Genomic DNA, 16,083 nt, shown 5'->3' on the forward strand with positions numbered 1-16,083 from the left:
CAACTCGCGGATCGGTCCCGGTTCGTCCGGTCCGGATGTCCGGACCGGACAGTTGTTTACACGCAGTGACCTGCGTCTCCGCACTCTCGTTCTGCATGCGCCATTGAATACAGCTCGGTAGGGGACGACCGTGGTGAGCGGAGGGGCGAGCGTGGCCGCTGATTGGCCATTCGGGCTATTGATTCAAACGGAGGGGAACTTGCAAAGGCACGGGCAGCGCCGACTGATCTCCGAGGGAACTCCGCGTGACCGACGGTACGACGTAGTGGTCATCGGAGCGGGCCTGGTGGGTTGTGAGGTGGCGCAGCGACTTCGGCGGCAAGGTGCCGACGTCGTGGTCATCGAGGCCGGTCCGCACCGAGGCCACCGGCACATCGGCGAACGAGCGGAAACCGAATATCTCGAGAACCGTGACACTGATCCGGACTTTCGAGCTTACTTTCCGTTCAATAGCCACGCGGGCCTCGGAAGCGCCGGGTACCGCCGCCGTGTCGGTGGGCGCGGCTTGTACTGGCGGGGAATCGTCCTGCCGATCGAGCGCAGAGCGCTGGACGACTGGCCCGCGGAGGTCTCGAACAGACTGGCCGACGGGCCGAATCAACCTGGTTCCTATGCGCGGCTCATCTCAGAACTGGATCAGTGGGTCGGTGTGGGCGGAACAAGCGCTCCGAGAAACACGTGTGAATCCAGAATGCTCGACAAGCTGGAGGATTTCGGTTTACACGCCGTGCCGACGCCGCGTGCTGTGCGGACAGGTGTGGACGGCCGGTGGTCGGCATACAGTGCGGTAGGTGAGCTACCCAGCGAATGCGTCCGGTCTGGTGCCCCGGTCACTGCGATAGTTCCCGAGTCCCGAGGTTTTCGGGTTTCCATCGACTTCGACGCGTGTGTCGTCATGGCGGACAGGGTAGTTCTCGCGGGCGGCGCCTTCGAGAACATCAAGCTGGTGGACTCGATGCTGTTGGAAGTGAATGCGTCTCGGCCGTCGGAGTATCCGGTCTTCGATCATGTGGCCACCGGCTCGGTGATGTTCGAACCGAATGTGACATCCGGGTCGGCGGACGCGAGCTCCGGCTCCGTGGACCCCCGCGTGCCGGCCGAGGGATCGGTGTGGTTGGGGTACGTACCAGAGGCCGATTCGAATCTGTTCTTCGAGCAGCGACCGATGCACGGCGGCGTAGTCCACGACAGCTGGACGATGGGGGAATACCCGATACACAGCCCTGCACTGCTCACGGTGTCTCATGACCGTGGCCTGACGCTCGACGTTCCGGCACGATCCGTTGCCGCGGTATCGGAATTACACGAACGTCAAATCCACGCTCTTCGAGCCGCATTGGATCGCTGCGGCATCGACCTGGCAGGTGGCGCAGTGGGCGGTTACCGAGCTGCCGAAGAGCTTGCGCTCGGGAATCCCGGTGCGGCGTTCCCGTACTTCGAGCCGCCAGGAGACGTCGATCACGAATCCAGCGGGCTCGCGATCGGTGGAGATCTGGTGAGTACCGAAGGAGAACTGCGCGCTATCCCGGGAATCTATGTGTCGGGTTCCGCGCTGTTCCCCCGACCCGGTGCGGCGAATCCGTCGTTGACATCGCTCGCGTTGGCCGCGCAAATGGCCATACATCTCGGCTCCGGCGGCGGTGCCGTGAGCGCGCGCAACGACGTTTCCATTGACCGCGAATTGGGAGTATCGAAATGATCGTCGTCGAAGACCTGGTGCGTGATTTCCGCGGTGCTGGTCGGCGGGGGAAGCCCCGCCGTGCATTGAACGGTCTGTCGTTGCACGTCGGGGCCGGAGAGACGTTCGGGCTTCTCGGACCGAACGGCGCGGGCAAGACGACCCTCACGAAAGTGCTGACAACTTTGCTCGTCCCGACGAGCGGGTCCGCTCGGGTCGCGGGGTTCGATGTCGTGGATCAAGCGCGAGAGGTGCGTCAGCGTATCGGCATAGTGTTCGGCGGGGAGCGGGGACTCTACGATCGGATCACGGCACGCCAGAACCTGGTGTTCTGGGGCACCCTCGCCGGTGTGCGGCGCCGTCAACTCACGATCCGAGTCCAGTATCTTCTGGAACGGGTGGGACTCGCCGAGCGGGCCGACGAAGCTGTCGAAGGCTATTCGCGGGGAATGCGCCAGCGTCTGCACTTGGCTCGGGGACTCGTCGCAGACCCGGATGTGCTGTTCCTGGACGAGCCGACATCGGGAATGGACCCCGCCGCTGCCCACGACTTCCGCAGCCTGGTCAGGGAGTTCAGTGACTCGAAGACAATCCTGCTGACGACCCATGACATGAAAGAAGCCGAGGTGCTGTGCAACCGGGCGGCCCTCATAGACCGTGGCAGGATAATAGGCCAGGGCACGACCGGCGAACTTCGCCGTAGCCTGCCCACTCAGGACCGGGTCGATATGGTGATCCCTGCCGGCAACACCGGTCTGATCGAAGAGCTGACAACCCTCCCTTTCGTTCGCGGCGTCCACGATTCTGATCTGGGTGCGGACGCCCGCCGGGTCGAAGTCGCCCGGCAGGAGGATGCGGCCGTTCTGCTGCGGTGGCTGCTGGACCGAGGCGTGACGACGATCAGTACCAGCCCGCCCTCGCTCGAAGAGGCATACCTGAGTTACATCGGCGCCCGGGGGCTGCGGCTATGAGCACCCGCGCGTTCCTCGCCGCAAGCAGGGTGCAGGTGCTCACAAGCATCAGAGCCCCAGAGCATCTCGTCATCGTGTTTCTCGCACCATGGTTCTCGCTGATCTTTCTGTCGATGAGCTCGTACGCGGGGCGAATGGACTTGGCCACCGTGATGGTGTTGGGTACCGGGCTTATCGGTGTCTGGTTCGTCGCGGTTAATGTCGCCGCCGGAGCAATTCACAACGATCGCATCATGGGAACGTTGGAGATGGCGATCGTGTCACCGTCGAATTACGCGATCGTGCTGTGCGGGCGAATCGTTCCGATCGTCGTCCTGGGTACGCTGGTTATTCCGGAGGCTTGGCTCGTCGGAAAGTTCGCGTTCAATGCGGAGCTCGAGCTGCGAAATCCGCTACTGGTCTCCATCACCCTTGTGATGACCTGCCTCGCGACGGTCGGCACCGCGACGCTGCTGGCGGCCGTGATGGTTATCTCTCGCAATACCCGGATAATCCAGGGAAATCTGGAGTATCCGCTCTATGTGCTCGGCGGGACGATCCTCCCGATCGATCAGCTTCCTGACGTCGCCAGGCTCGTCGCCCGGCTGTTCTATCTGTCTTGGGCTGCGGATCTCCTCCGAGACGCCGCGCTGCGCAGCTCGGTGCCGGATGCCAGGGGACGACTGGCCATCATCGGCGCCCTCGGGGTGGTTGCCTTCATCAGCGGAGCCGTTCTGGTGCGGTACACGATCTACCGAGCACGCCTTACGGCTTCGGTGAGTACGTCATGAAGTCCGTGACGGTGGTGTGTGCGTCGGCGCGTGTGGGGATCCTGGAACTGCGCACCATCTATACCGTGCCGGCTTTCATATCCACGGTGATCCTGCGGGTTGTCTTCATGGCGATCTTCTTCGGTATGACCGCGAAGTGGCTTGGTGGTGGTGATTTCGCCGAGTATGTGCTTCTCGGAAACTGCGTGGCGGTCATCGTAGTCGAGACCATGCAGGCAACGAGTACGGCTGTCCTGGAACAAACGCGCGGAACGCTACCGTACCTCCTTGCGTCCAAGAGTCGTGTCGGAATTGTGTTCCTGACCCGCGGTTTCCATTGGCTGGTGACCGGCGTCGCCACTTCTGTCAGTCTTCTGCTCCTTGTCGCTCTGCATGGCGATGCGCAATGGTCTGTCGCCGATGCGGCAAAAATGATTCCGATCCTTCTGCTGGTTTCCCTGTCGAGTTACTTCCTCGGCGTGGTGATGGGTTCTATCAGCATCCAGTTCGTCAAGGCGCGTGGGATCATAGCCAGCACATCGTTCTTCGCGCTGGCAGCCTTCACCGGAGTGAACGTTCCGGTCGAAACGTGGCCCGCTCCGGTGCAAATCCTCGGGGATCTGTTGCCGCTACGGTGGGGTTTGGCTGCGGTGCGGTCGGTGTCCGATAGTGCACCGGTCGGCGATGTACTGCAGTTCTCCCTGTACGAGGCGCTCGTGGCTGCCGGGTGGGCGACCGCTGCCTTCCTCTGTATGAACGGTCTGGTCGAGCGTGCAAGAAAGAATGGAACCTTGGATATCTCGGTGTGAGCGCACAGATGTCGAATCCGAACTTTGACTAAAACGATGGAAGAGAATATGCAACGAGCGCATGTTGATATCGCCGTTGTCGGCGGGGGACTTATCGGGGCTTCTTCGGCCCTGCACTTGCAGGCCGCTGGACTATCGGTCGCGATTGTGGACAGTGCGCACGAATTTCGCGCTTCGAATGCCGCCGCAGGGATGCTGACACCTGCCTGCGAGTTCGATGACTGGATGCCGAGCGCGTTCTGGGAGTTGCTTACCGAGGGCCTGGAATACTACAAACCGTTCTTGGAACGGTTCGGCTTGGACCACGATGCGACCGGGTATCGTGATTCTGTTTTCACGCTCCTGCAAATGCGTGAGACCGGTGTCGACCTGCGCCCGCGTCTGGATATGCTGCGGTCGCGGAAGGTCCGGTCCGATTGGCTCGACGGGGACGATGTCATATCGGTCGAGCCCAACCTCTCGCCGGGAGCGTATACCGGTGCCATCCGCATCCACGATCAAGGCGTCGTCAACCCGCTGTTGCTACACGACGAGGTCATGAAACGGTTCGTTTCGGACGGCGGCCGGGTCATCAGCAGTCCGGTCGTCGATTTCGGCGAGCGAGGCGACGATGTACTCGTCAGCACCGCTGACGGATTGGTGGTGACCGCGGCGAAGGTCGTGCTTGCGGCCGGTCCGTGGACCGCCCAGGTGGCTGCGCTCGCCGGCCATCAGCTGCCGGACTACACGCCGGTCAAGGGGCAGATGGTCGAGTTATCCGGCCCTGCCCGGCTCACCAACAGCGTGGTGTTCATGCCTGCCGGTGGGTGCGGGTCGATCGTCGAACGCGCGCCGGGCCAATACATCGTCGGTACAAGTGAGGAGTACGTGACACCCTCGGTGGCCAATACCGCGGGGGTTGTCGGAGCGATTCTGACCCGATTGCGGCGAGTGCTCCCTGCGGCCGGCGAGTGGTCGATAGAACGAATGTGGACGGGTTTCCGACCGATGCTGACCGACGAGTTGCCAGCTATCGGAGAAATCGGTGGTGGCGAATTCATCGTTGCCGCCGGGCACCATCGCAACGGTGTGTTGCTGGCTCCGTTCACCGGCAAGCTCGTTGCCGATCTTATAGCGGGAACGAGAGATTGGGACCTGTCACCGTACCGACCGGATCGTCCGCAACGACGGCACGCACGTTTCGCGGGGAAATACTGAAATGAATGAAACAGAAGTCAACTCGGCGCCTGTCCGAGTCCACGGACGGCTCGGCATCGAGAAAGAGCGCAGGCTCCTGCTCGATTGGATGCGAGCGAACCTGCCGATCTGCGAAGACTGGCTGGCACGGCGTGCGCTGCTGGAATCGGCCTCCGACTGCCTGGACGGGTTGCGTGGCCGCGGCATGTCCGTGCCGTCGGCGCCGACGGCGGGCGAGCCGGCCGGTGAGGCCGAGGTAGGAGTCGGCGCCCCGGCGGCACTGCCGTCGCGCTGGCTCTCCTTCGTGAGGGCTCTGCGAATCGACCTGCACGAATACCAGGCGTCGATGACAGCGAGCAGACTGCCGAGCATCACGGTGGTGCCGCTCGAGGAGATTCCGGTGCCGGTATTCGATCCGGAATCGCGTGATCTGTTCGTTCCCGGATACGTGCTCGACGCCTCGTTCGAAAGAATGTTCGCGCCCTCTCCAATGTTTTCTCGGCCCCCTGCGATCACGCGATCCTGGATTTTCTTCCAGAGCTTGGTGATCGACAAGCCGCACATGGGCAGCGCCGTCACCGCTGCGAGTCACCTCGGAATCAGAGAGTCGGATTGAAAATGCGGAACGCCTCGGCAATAGAAGTTTCGACGGAAGGTCTGCTCCCGTTCGGGCGGCCGATTCTCGGGGAGGAGGAATGCGATGCCGTGGTCGCGGCCCTCCGCAGCGGCGACCTGGCCACGGGCCGTATCGTCGCCGAATTCGAGGAGGCATTCGCGCGTCGGTTCGGCTTCGCGCACGCAGTCGCTGTGAGCTCGGGAAGCGCTGCGAATCTGGTCGCATTGGCGGCACTGGGAGCCCTCGGTCGTCTCGAGCGGGGCACACCGATCGTGGTCAGCGGGGCCACATTTATCAGCGCGGTGTCGCCGGTGGTTCAACTCGGCTTCGTCCCGGTGTTCGTGGATGTGAAGGCGGGTGAGGTGAATACTGATCTCGCCCTCGCGCTCGCCGCCGTACGAAAGAACGGCGCACGGGGCGCGCTGCTGCCGCACACGATGGGCCAGGCGTTGTCGACGGACGGATTGCGGGCGCTTCGCGACGAGGGTGTCACCGTGATCGAAGACTGCTGTGAGTCATTGGGTTCCGCCGATGGCGATGAACGCATCGGACACGTCGGTGACGCCGCCACCTTCAGCTTCTACGCGGGGCATCACCTCACGATGGGGGAGGGCGGGGTGATCGGCACGAACGATGCGGAGCTCTACGCCAAGCTCAGGAGTATTCGCGCGTTCGGCAGGGACGCCACCTATGCAGGTGAACGCTTCGGGTATCCGGTCGGTGATCGCCGTATCGCCGCGGAGGAACGGTACGTCCATCTGCACCTTGGCTACAACGCCAAACTCACCGATATACAGGCCGCTATCGGGCTCGTCCAGCTGCGGCGGGCCGACCGGTTGCAGGAGGAACGACGGACGCTGGCCGGGCTGCTGTCTGCCGTCCTCCGGGAGAGTGGATGGCGGGTTCTGGGCGATCCGGTGCATCGAGGCTCTTCGCCGTTCGGTATCGCCTGTCTGGTGCCGGAAGGACGCTCGGCTCGCGAAGCCATCCGAGCGTTGTGTGCGCACGGCGTCGACGGGCGCGGATTCCTCGGGGCCTCGCTCACTGAGCAGCCGTGTTTCGATGACGTTCCGCATGTGATCCATGAGCCGTACCGACACGTCTTCGAGCTCGCGGATCGGGGTGTGCTGATCGGTTGCCCGCCTGGAACGGACCGCGCCGCCGCCGTCAGCGCCCTGCGTGGTGCGGTGGAGGACCTGCGATGAAGCTGTTGCTGATCGCGGAGAAGTATCCGCCAATCGTCGGTGGCGGCGAGACCCACCTCCACCAACTGGCGGTCGGACTCTCCGCTCTCGGACACGAAGTCACAGTCGTCACCGAGGCGGTGGGCGAGGCGAACGGTGCCGCGGGTTACCGCGACGGCACCGATGGTGTGCGAGTTGTGGAGGTTCACGGTCTGGCCGACGCTTGCCAGAACCTTGCTCTGAAAGACGGCCTGGAGACCGTCTCGCGCATCTTGCGCACGGAGCGCTACGAGCTGGTGCACGTATTCAATTACGTTCCTGCAATAACGATTTCGCTCATTCGAGATCTGGTGCGGAGTCCGCTTGTCGTTTCGTTGTTCGAAACCCACGTTCCCGGTGTCCGAGTGTTCGACCTCTTCCAGGACTACGAACTGGAACGTAGCCTGCAACGCAGTCTGGCCGCCAGTATCGATGCGGATCTCATCGTCTGCGGCTCTCAGGCGTACGTCGACTGGGCCCGCGACGGCGGATTCCGTGCTCCCACCGAAATGATCGAGTTCGGCACCGATCTGGGCCGATTTGCGGCGGCAGGGGCGATGCGGACTGCCGAGCGGGAACGATACGGCTGGACAGAGGATTTCGTGGTGCTGGTTCCCGCGCGTCCGGTTCCGCGCAAGCGGATCGAAGACGCGATCGTCGGGATAGCACGCCTCGGTGAGCGCCGAGGCAACGCACGTCTCGTTCTGACCGCGCCGACCGGCCGGACCACCGAGGGGTACGCCCGTGTCCTGCGTGAACTGGCCGACAAGCTCGGTGTCACCGACCGCGTGAGCTGGGTAGAGGGCCTCAGCTGGGAGGACATGCCCGGACTTTACGCGGCTGCGGACGCGGTAGTGCTTCCATCGTCACATGAGGGCTGGGGAATTGCACTGAGCGAGGCGATGGCTGCCGGTCGTCCGGTTATCACGACCGACATCGAGGGTCACGACGAGGTTGTTCGTGATGGGGAGACAGGGCATTTGTATCCGCCCGGCGATGTGAGCGCGCTCGCTCGGAAAATCGAACTGGTCATGACGACGGATCAGAGCGCGATCGTCGCCGAGGCGCTCGCAGAGGCGGTCCGCCGATTCGACCGCGCCACCGTCGCGAGTAGGCATTCCGACCTATACGCCGCGGTGGTGCGGCGGACACGAGAGGGGAACATGTGATCGAGGTCTCTACCTGGAACGCCCGCCATGATCTGCGCGGCGCGGCATCCGCGCTGCACGAATGGATCGCAGGGGGGCACACCCAGGACCCCGGCGGCGCGTACTGTGGCTGGGCGAGCGGCGCGGATGGAACTCTGTCCGAACCATATCCGGAGATCACCGGCTATTTCTTGACGTACTGGTCATGGGCGCTCGACCAGTTCGACGCGCAGACGACGGACAACCACCGGCGGGCGGCCGACTGGCTGGCCGAAAGGTTCTCGCGCGGTGACTACGCGGGGCGCCCGCGGCGTGACGGTGCGACCGTCTACTACTTCGACGTCGCGATGGCGGCGCACGGTCTGCTGCAATGGGGTGCCGCGAACGACTCCGCCCGGCACATCGATGTCGGACTCGATGCGGTGGCGCTCATCGAAAGCGCGTGGCAGGGTCGCGCCCCGCACTGTGTCGACGAAGAGGCGGCGGATGTCGCCACCCGGTCGAAGTGGTCCCTGTCCGGCACGACCCACCTGTGGAAAGTCGTCCAGGCGCTGCTGAGTGCCGAGGTGCACGGGCGCGCGAGCGCGGGTGATCTCGCGGACCGGATCATCGTGGGCGCATTCGAGGCGCTCGGTGCGAGCGATGCCGTCCCGATCCGTACCAGCCCCGGCGGTCCCATATCGATGCATGCGGTTTGCTATGGGGCAGAGGGATTGTGGGTTTGGGGGAAACGCCGTGGTGACTCGCGTGCGATCGACGCTTCCCGCAGCCTCACCGAGTGGTTGACGAATCGGTCGGATACCGATGGCAGCGTTCCCGGCTTCGTGGATCCTTCCGACACGGGTGAACGCACCCTATGCCAAGGGGATGTCTTGGCGCAGGTGTCGCGCTTGAACAGGCTGCACGGTATCGACAATGGCCGCGCCGTGCCGCTGTTGGAAGAACTCGAACGAACCGTGCGTAACGACGAAACAGGCGCGTGGATGCCGTACATGCCCGGTCTCGAACACGAGGACAAGAATACTTGGGCGACCATGTTCGCCGCTCAGGCGCTCGCGTTCGGAGAAGCGGGCGCCGCGCCGCGTTGGGATCAACTGGTATGACTTCGGCGCGGACACAGGCACAACGGCACCGGCTGCTAACCCCCACGCGACCGACAGATCCCATCTCGGTCGAGCACTGCTCGGGTGCCTGGATTTACAAGGAGGACGGTTCCCGATATCTCGATGGATCGAGCGGCTTGGTGTGTGTCAACATCGGGCACGCCAATCCTCGAGTGATCGAGGCGATGCGGGCGCAAGCCGCGACGGTCTCGTTCGCGGGGCCCGCGACTCAATGGCCGGCCCGGCAACTGGAACTCGTTGAGCGCCTCACACGCCTGGTCGGGCGTCCGGAGGACGCCGTGGCCTTGGCATCGAGCGGCACATCGGCGGTCGAGATGGCAATAGCCATCGCGAGGAACATCGGGCGTGCGCAGAACGGACCGCGACGCAGCCACATCCTTACTGCGAATCTCGGCTATCACGGCAACAGTGCGTTGACACTGGGGCTGTCCGGTCACCGTCGGCGCAGACCCCGCGGCGAGGACGGCTTCGGGCTCGCTCCCGCCTTTCCTGCCCCGTACCCGCCATCTCACGGCGGCTGTCGTTGCGATGCGATGTGCGCCGAGGAGGTCGCGGCGGCTATCGACACGCTCGGCGCGGAAAATGTCGCCGCCGTGCTGATCGAGCCCATCAATGGCACGACCGGCGGTGCGTTCGTTCCGCCGGAGGGGTATCTGCGACGACTCTCGGACATCTGCCGTGAACGCGGTGTGCTGGTAATCCACGACGAAGTGCTCACCGGGCTCGGGCGGACGGGGCTTCCGTTGGCGAGCGACCGTTGGGTCGGTGCGGCACCCGACATCTGCGTTCTGTCGAAGGGATTGGGCGCAGGTTATGTGAGCGCCGGTGCGGTCCTTGTCGCGCCGGAGAAGGCCGAATACCTGGGTGGTGCGGGCGCCACTCCTCTCCCGATGATGGGGACGATGACGGCGACACCATTGCAGGCAGCTGTCTGCCTCGCGGTGCTGGACGAGCTCGAGGCGATCGGTGTCTTCCAGACGAAGACACGCGGCGACTTCATCGCCCACGAATTATCGTCGGCTCTAGCAGGGTTCGACATGATCAGAGACATTCGCGGTGCCGGATTCTTCTACGGGGTGGAGCTCCGCGACGGGACGCTCTGGGAGACCATCGCCGAGATCGAACGCCGCGGCGTGCTCGTGTACCCCTTCAGTGGCTATCGCCCCGATGGTGGCGGTGAGGGATTGATCGTCGCACCGCCGTTGAATGTCACCGAAAGCGAACTGCAACACCTGATTTACGCACTCGTAGGTGCGGTAGCGGTGGTCGAGAATGAAGGTGTAGTGAAATGACCCAGCTTGCAGCAGCTCCACGTGCACTGGTCACCGGGGCAGACGGATTCATCGGATCGCATCTGGTCGACGCATTGATCGATGATGGGTACCACGTCATCGCCACGGTACGCCGGACCTCACGATCTCAGATCGACCGTCGCTTCACGAATCTCACGGCCGAGCGGGTCGAGGAGCTCGGTGAACTCCTGTGCATCGACCTCGCGGGCCCCGACGCCATTGATACCCTGGCTCGGGTCGAGGCCGACGTGTGGTTCCACCTTGCCGCCGACGCGTATGTGCCAGCGTCCTTCGGTCAACCTCGCAGCGTTGTGGCCACGAACATCGCCTCGACTGCGAATGTCCTCGAAGCCGCTCGTATTGCCGCGCCGCGACATCTTCTCGTCACGAGCTCCAGCGAAGTGTATGGATCACACGGCGACCCGATCACCGAAAAGGACGCGCTGTATCCGTCGACACCGTACGCTGCCTCGAAGGTGGCTTGCGACCGGCTTGCCTATTCCTACCACTTCACCTACGGCCTACCTCTGACGATCGTCCGGCCCTTCAACTGCTACGGGCCGCGACACGTCTACGATGTCGTGCCAATATTCCTACGGCGCGCTCTCGCAGGGGAGCCGTTGGTCGTGAACGGGACCGGTCTGCAAACCCGCGATCTCTCGTATGTCGCCGATACTGTCGCGGCATTCATCTCGCTGTCCAGGCTGTCGGGTAGCGGGGAGGTCTACAACATCAGCACTGGTCGCGGCACAGGGGTGCTCGAATTGGCCACAGAAATCGTCTCGCTCACAAACTCCGACAGCCGGATCGTGCACGGCGAACGGCGGCTGGGTGAGGTCGACGATCTGGTGGGCGATTCGTCCAAGTTGCGTCAGGCGACGGGGTGGCGGCCGAAGTGGGATCTGGCCGGCGGCCTGCGGGCCAATATCGATTGGATGAGGGGAATATGAGCGTGACCTCGAGGAGCACCGTAGCGCTGCTCGTCGACGCGGGTGGTGTGCTCTTCAACAATGTCACCGAAGAAAGTAGATTCATCGAGATTCTGGCCGCGCGGTGGAAAATGGGACAGCAGGATCTCTTGGTCGCACTCGATTCCCTCGATGCCGCCTACGAAACGGATTCCGAGGATGTCATCGATGTACTTCGGAAAATTGTCTGTGCGGCCGGTGGTCGATCACTGACCGACGGCGACGCGCGGTGGCTGGAGGAGACTTACGGCGAGCAAGTCACCTCGATCGCACCTGCCTTCGAAGCATTGGCCGCCATCCGGGTGGATCATCCCACTGTATCGCTTGTACTCGCGAACAACGAGGCGCGCAGGTGGGACATGGTCAAGAATGCCCGCTTCGGACATTTCGCCCTGTTCGACCGGATAGCCTCGTCATGGGCGGTCGGTCTCGTCAAGCCCGAACCGGAGTATTTCAAGGCCGTGGGTCGCATGATCGGAATGCCATTGAGCTCGACGATCCTCGTCGATGACAATCCCGACGTTCTTGCCGAAGCGGGTGCCTTGGGCATGAGAACCGTACGTGTAATCGACCGCGTCTGGCCGAAGCATGAGCTGGATGAAGCGATAGCGACTGTGCAGAATATCGAATCAACAAGGTGAGGCGATGATCGATCGAAAGTCAGTGCCGTTGCTGCCGGAGCAGCGCCGATTCTTGACCAGAGGCCTGCCCGGTGAAAACCATTGGAACCAGGCTGCGGTGTGTTCGATACCCACCTGGATCGGTGCCGACCTGCTGGGTCGGGCGGCAGCCGTTGTCTGCCGTCGCCACGAAGCGCTGCGGGTGCTTCTGGAGCCCGGTAGCGCGGACGTGGGATGGATCAGCGATCCCGCCTCGCTGTTCGAGGTCACAGATGTCGACCTGACCGGGGAGTCCGACACCCGTGTGTTCGCGCGGGAGTGTGACCGGATCCAGGAAAGCCTGGATCTGCGGGCGGGGCCGCTGATTCGGCTGGCGCGAATCGGTTGGGCGCGCGGCGAAGCGCGGCTACTCATCGTTGTGCATCACTTTCTCGTCGACGGCGTAGGTTTGGGCATTCTGATCGGCGATCTCGAGCAGGTGTGCATCGCCTTGTCACGCGGCGAACCGATACCCTCGGCGCGACCGGCGCCGGGCGCGCACGAGTTCGCCGCGTGGCTGGAACAATGCGCGGAGACCCCTGCGATCCGCGCCGAGGTCGACGCGTGGGAGCGCATCGGTCGCCCGGTCGAACCGGTGCGCCTCGATCGCGACGCACCGAATACGATGGCCACGACGGAGATCGTGACCCGATCGCTGGGCGCCGAGACCACGCGCGCGGTCATGGATCTGGTACGCGGTAAGTATCGAGGGAATCCGACGGCGGTTCTGCTGTCGGCGATCGGGCCGACGATCCGCCCGAGCGGCGACGCGCTGCGGACCAACCTCATAGGTCACGGGCGCAGTGGATTGCCTGACCAGCCGAGAGTCACACGCACGGTCGGATGGCTCTCGACGCGCTACCCGGTGACCTTCGAATTCCTGCCGGACCGCCACGGCATCGCCGACCGCGCCGCCGCTATCGCCGCGCAGTTGCACGAGATCCCCAACTCCGGCACGGGATTCGGACTGTTGCGCTACCTCAGCCGTGACGCTGAGATCAGAGGGCGATTGGCGGCTCTCGGTGAACCCGACATCACCCTGAACATTCGGGGTGGCGGTCGGGGGCCGGAGCCACAGCTGTTCCAACCGGCCGCCGAACCGGCCGGTGAATCCGAGACATCGACCGGATTCCGCGAGCATGTGCACGGCATAGATATCGCGTCCCACGGCGGCGAACTACAGCTCGTCTGGTACTTCAGCTCGACTCAGTTCGACCGCACCACCATCGAAGACTATTGCGCCGAAGTCGCGGACCGACTCCGTTCGGGATTGGTTCCGCAGCGCTGAGGCTCGATTCACGGAAAGAGAACAATGACAGAGCAGAACGACACGGCTGTGACGGCCGATCGTATACTGGCCATTATTCTTTCGGCGGCGACTCGAGCGCTCGGTAGCTCGCCGTCGCCGACTGACAATCTCTACGATCTGGGGTTGGATTCCTTGAGTGCGCTCGAGTTGTGCGCCCTGGTCGAAGACGAAATTACCGATGACTGCACGCCGGACGACGTGATGGGTACGCCGATCCCAGTCGAGCTGGCGACCCTACTCGCCGATCGAGGCGTCGAGATCATCGGCTCGACGCAGGCCGAGTGATCAGCGTGGAGATCACGGTGCTGCGCAGCATTTCCGAGGTCGGGAATGAGGGCTGGGACCGATTGCTCGACGGCGGAGACGGTTCGATGTCGGCCGCTTGGATGGCCGCCGCCGAACGCACGCCGGGGACGAAGTGGGCCTACATCTGCGCGCTCGACGGCGACGACCTGGTCGCAGGAATGCCTCTGAGCTATCGGAAGTACGAGCCGACGCGGGCCTTCACTCCGGAGCACCTTGCGGGCGGGCTCGGTGTCGATCCGGGGCGTTGGGCACTTGCCGGCGCCCGAATGGCCGCTCGGAATTCGGTGGCGGTGGTGGCTGCGGCCGAGGCCGGGGCGGTCCGGCGCAGGCTGCTGGCGGAGGCGAACAGCGTCGCACGGCAATGGGGACTGGACGGTGTCGTTTTGCCGTATGTCCCTGCCGAACATGTGGGAGCATGGGCCGAGCTGGAGCCGTACAGTTCAGCGGTCGCAGCCGATGAGGCTGTGATCTCGTTGCCGTGCGGTGACGAGGAAGACTATCTCGCCATGCTCACGGTCAATCGGGCACGTTCGGTGCGGCGAGAACAGCGCGAGTTCGATGCCGCCGGATATCGGATAACGCGTGTTCCGGCGGATCCGGCGTCGGCGTCGGCGCTTGCCCCGATGCTCGCCGAGGTCGAACGAAAGTACGGTGGCAACGGAAGTCTCGGCGGCCTGACCAAGGTGGTAGCACATTCGCTCGCGGCCTGCGCGAACAGCGGTCATGTGTTGCTGAGTCACGATCCGGCCGGGAATCTATCGATGTGTGCGTTGATGTATCGGTTCGGAGACAGCCTCTACGCGAGATTTGTCGGCCGTCGGCCGGATTCGGAGAGTGGCCCGTTCGAGTATTTCAATGTCCTCTTCTACGAGCCGATCAGGTGGGCGCTGAAGGAAGGGATCGACCGATATTTTCTGGGGCAGGGGTCGATTGCGGCGAAGTCGTCGCGCGGCGCGAGCCGGCAGGAACTCAGCCACTTGCTCTGGCGGTGCGGGCAGGATGAATGATCTCGACGTGCTGAAAGAGGTCAATCTACTGGTCGAGCCGCAACAGGGCAGCGGCTACGAGGCGATCTTGCGATGCGCATTCCACGCCGAGAAACTCGGATTCGGCGGGGTGTTCACCAGCGATCATTTCGTGCGCGTCGGCGACGGCGATCCTGGCGCGGGTCCGCTGGACGTCTGGCTCCTGCTGGCGGCCCTGGCGGTGCAGGTGCCGCGCATCCGCCTCGGTTCGCTGGTGAGTCCCATAACATTTCGGAACCCCGTCGGGCTGGCGGTCGCGGCGGCACAGATCGACCAGATGTCAGGCGGCAGGATCGAACTCGGCGTCGGCGCGGGATGGTTCGCAGCCGAACACCTGGCGTTGGGGGTCGGTCTGCCGCCCGTGCGACAGCGAATGGATGCCCTTGACGAGGCGTTGCGAGTGATCCACGGGGCGTGGGCCGCTACATCGGATGGCGTGGCGTACTCGTTCGACGGACGGCATTGGCGCGTGGACGGCTGGCCGGGCGGTCCGGTGCCGGTGCAACGCCCCCATCCTCCCGTCATCGTGGGAGGTGTCGGTCCCGTCCGCACCATCGATATCGCGACCACCCACGCCGACGAGTACAACGTGCCTTTCCAGACGCCCGATCAGGTATGTGCCGCCTTCGATCGAGCTCGGCGTGCCGCCAGCGACAAAGGCAGGGCGACACCGCGCCTGTCTGCAACTATCGCGCTCTACGCGGGTACGACACGGCTCGCCGCGCTGCGACGAATAGCCAAAGCCGCGGAATCGGTGGAGGAATTGCCGGACTTCGGCGGTTTCGGCACCGTCTCGAAATGCGCGGAGATTCTCGACGGCTACTGGTCCACCGGCGCGGAGCGGATCTACCTACAGATCGTGGATGCGGGCGATCTGGCCCACATCGAGTTGCTTGCCGAAGCCTGTCGGATCAGCCTCGACCGTCGAGCGAGGGAGAAAGGGGAAGCACGGTGATCGAGCCGATCGATCGAACGGAGATGACACCTCGACTGCTTGCCCGATATCTGCTGACATGCACGAAAACGGCTA

Annotated in this window: 16 protein-coding genes; all 16 read left to right on the top strand. The window is 63.7% G+C overall.

All coding sequences use genetic code 11. From position 1 onward, the window contains the following. Positions 1-151: 151 nt before the first annotated feature. On the top strand, positions 152-1,699 hold the full coding sequence (locus tag ACWESM_RS09760) for an FAD-dependent oxidoreductase (RefSeq protein WP_452491317.1): 1,548 nt from the start codon (positions 152-154) through the stop codon (positions 1,697-1,699). Continuing rightward, on the top strand, positions 1,696-2,649 hold the full coding sequence (locus ACWESM_RS09765; protein WP_397278909.1) for an ABC transporter ATP-binding protein: 954 nt from the start codon (positions 1,696-1,698) through the stop codon (positions 2,647-2,649). Before ACWESM_RS09760 ends, ACWESM_RS09765 begins: the two co-directional genes overlap by 4 nt. Further along, on the top strand, positions 2,646-3,419 hold the full coding sequence (locus ACWESM_RS09770; protein WP_452491318.1) for an ABC transporter permease: 774 nt from the start codon (positions 2,646-2,648) through the stop codon (positions 3,417-3,419). Before ACWESM_RS09765 ends, ACWESM_RS09770 begins: the two co-directional genes overlap by 4 nt. Beyond that, on the top strand, positions 3,416-4,207 hold the full coding sequence (locus tag ACWESM_RS09775; protein WP_397278905.1) for an ABC transporter permease: 792 nt from the start codon (positions 3,416-3,418) through the stop codon (positions 4,205-4,207). Before ACWESM_RS09770 ends, ACWESM_RS09775 begins: the two co-directional genes overlap by 4 nt. A 36-nt stretch (positions 4,208-4,243) precedes the next feature. Beyond that, on the top strand, positions 4,244-5,404 hold the full coding sequence (locus ACWESM_RS09780) for an NAD(P)/FAD-dependent oxidoreductase (RefSeq protein WP_452491319.1): 1,161 nt from the start codon (positions 4,244-4,246) through the stop codon (positions 5,402-5,404). A gap of 1 nt (position 5,405) precedes the next feature. Continuing rightward, positions 5,406-5,999: a hypothetical protein gene (locus ACWESM_RS09785; RefSeq protein WP_452491320.1), complete on the top strand. Its 594-nt coding sequence runs from the start codon at positions 5,406-5,408 to the stop codon at positions 5,997-5,999. 2 nt (positions 6,000-6,001) lie between these two features. Then, complete coding sequence (locus tag ACWESM_RS09790; protein WP_452491321.1) at positions 6,002-7,204, top strand: DegT/DnrJ/EryC1/StrS family aminotransferase; 1,203 nt, start codon at positions 6,002-6,004, stop codon at positions 7,202-7,204. Then, positions 7,201-8,391: a glycosyltransferase family 4 protein gene (locus ACWESM_RS09795; RefSeq protein WP_452491322.1), complete on the top strand. Its 1,191-nt coding sequence runs from the start codon at positions 7,201-7,203 to the stop codon at positions 8,389-8,391. Before ACWESM_RS09790 ends, ACWESM_RS09795 begins: the two co-directional genes overlap by 4 nt. Then, positions 8,388-9,473: a hypothetical protein gene (locus ACWESM_RS09800; RefSeq protein WP_452491323.1), complete on the top strand. Its 1,086-nt coding sequence runs from the start codon at positions 8,388-8,390 to the stop codon at positions 9,471-9,473. The genes ACWESM_RS09795 and ACWESM_RS09800 overlap by 4 nt, the downstream gene beginning before the upstream one ends. After that, a complete protein-coding gene (locus tag ACWESM_RS09805) occupies positions 9,470-10,786 on the top strand; it encodes a class-III pyridoxal-phosphate-dependent aminotransferase (protein ID WP_452491324.1) in 1,317 nt (438 codons plus the stop codon). The genes ACWESM_RS09800 and ACWESM_RS09805 overlap by 4 nt, the downstream gene beginning before the upstream one ends. Then, positions 10,783-11,736 carry an NAD-dependent epimerase/dehydratase family protein gene (locus ACWESM_RS09810; RefSeq protein ID WP_397278889.1) on the top strand — a complete coding sequence of 318 codons (954 nt, stop codon included), beginning with the start codon at positions 10,783-10,785 and terminating at the stop codon, positions 11,734-11,736. Before ACWESM_RS09805 ends, ACWESM_RS09810 begins: the two co-directional genes overlap by 4 nt. Beyond that, entirely contained in the window at positions 11,733-12,395 is a 663-nt protein-coding gene (locus ACWESM_RS09815; RefSeq protein ID WP_452491325.1) for an HAD family hydrolase, read from the top strand. Before ACWESM_RS09810 ends, ACWESM_RS09815 begins: the two co-directional genes overlap by 4 nt. A 4-nt stretch (positions 12,396-12,399) precedes the next feature. Continuing rightward, positions 12,400-13,701 carry a condensation domain-containing protein gene (locus tag ACWESM_RS09820; RefSeq protein WP_452491326.1) on the top strand — a complete coding sequence of 434 codons (1,302 nt, stop codon included), beginning with the start codon at positions 12,400-12,402 and terminating at the stop codon, positions 13,699-13,701. A gap of 24 nt (positions 13,702-13,725) precedes the next feature. Further along, the gene (locus ACWESM_RS09825; protein WP_452491327.1) at positions 13,726-14,007 is read left to right on the top strand and encodes an acyl carrier protein; all 282 of its coding nucleotides are present in this window, start codon (positions 13,726-13,728) and stop codon (positions 14,005-14,007) included. A 101-nt stretch (positions 14,008-14,108) separates the two neighbouring features. After that, positions 14,109-15,035, top strand: a complete 927-nt coding sequence (locus ACWESM_RS09830) for a GNAT family N-acetyltransferase (RefSeq protein WP_452491328.1) — start codon at positions 14,109-14,111, stop codon at positions 15,033-15,035. Next, positions 15,028-16,008 carry an LLM class flavin-dependent oxidoreductase gene (locus tag ACWESM_RS09835; RefSeq protein ID WP_412808341.1) on the top strand — a complete coding sequence of 327 codons (981 nt, stop codon included), beginning with the start codon at positions 15,028-15,030 and terminating at the stop codon, positions 16,006-16,008. The genes ACWESM_RS09830 and ACWESM_RS09835 overlap by 8 nt, the downstream gene beginning before the upstream one ends. The last annotated feature ends 75 nt before the right edge of the window (positions 16,009-16,083 follow it).

Source organism: Nocardia sp. NPDC003999, from assembly GCF_053604885.1.

Bases quoted from the DNA above. Each gene is read 5' to 3' on its own strand.
- ACWESM_RS09820 (WP_452491326.1), top strand. From the start codon at position 12,400: ATGATCGATCGAAAGTCAGTGCCGTTGCTGCCGGAGCAGCGCCGATTC.
- ACWESM_RS09795 (WP_452491322.1), top strand. From the start codon at position 7,201: ATGAAGCTGTTGCTGATCGCGGAGAAGTATCCGCCAATCGTCGGTGGC.
- ACWESM_RS09805 (WP_452491324.1), top strand. From the start codon at position 9,470: ATGACTTCGGCGCGGACACAGGCACAACGGCACCGGCTGCTAACCCCC.
- ACWESM_RS09830 (WP_452491328.1), top strand. From the start codon at position 14,109: ATGGCCGCCGCCGAACGCACGCCGGGGACGAAGTGGGCCTACATCTGC.
- ACWESM_RS09815 (WP_452491325.1), top strand. From the start codon at position 11,733: ATGAGCGTGACCTCGAGGAGCACCGTAGCGCTGCTCGTCGACGCGGGT.
- ACWESM_RS09765 (WP_397278909.1), top strand. From the start codon at position 1,696: ATGATCGTCGTCGAAGACCTGGTGCGTGATTTCCGCGGTGCTGGTCGG.
- ACWESM_RS09775 (WP_397278905.1), top strand. From the start codon at position 3,416: ATGAAGTCCGTGACGGTGGTGTGTGCGTCGGCGCGTGTGGGGATCCTG.
- ACWESM_RS09790 (WP_452491321.1), top strand. From the start codon at position 6,002: ATGCGGAACGCCTCGGCAATAGAAGTTTCGACGGAAGGTCTGCTCCCG.
- ACWESM_RS09785 (WP_452491320.1), top strand. From the start codon at position 5,406: ATGAATGAAACAGAAGTCAACTCGGCGCCTGTCCGAGTCCACGGACGG.
- ACWESM_RS09810 (WP_397278889.1), top strand. From the start codon at position 10,783: ATGACCCAGCTTGCAGCAGCTCCACGTGCACTGGTCACCGGGGCAGAC.
- ACWESM_RS09835 (WP_412808341.1), top strand. From the start codon at position 15,028: ATGAATGATCTCGACGTGCTGAAAGAGGTCAATCTACTGGTCGAGCCG.
- ACWESM_RS09780 (WP_452491319.1), top strand. From the start codon at position 4,244: ATGGAAGAGAATATGCAACGAGCGCATGTTGATATCGCCGTTGTCGGC.
- ACWESM_RS09770 (WP_452491318.1), top strand. From the start codon at position 2,646: ATGAGCACCCGCGCGTTCCTCGCCGCAAGCAGGGTGCAGGTGCTCACA.
- ACWESM_RS09825 (WP_452491327.1), top strand. From the start codon at position 13,726: ATGACAGAGCAGAACGACACGGCTGTGACGGCCGATCGTATACTGGCC.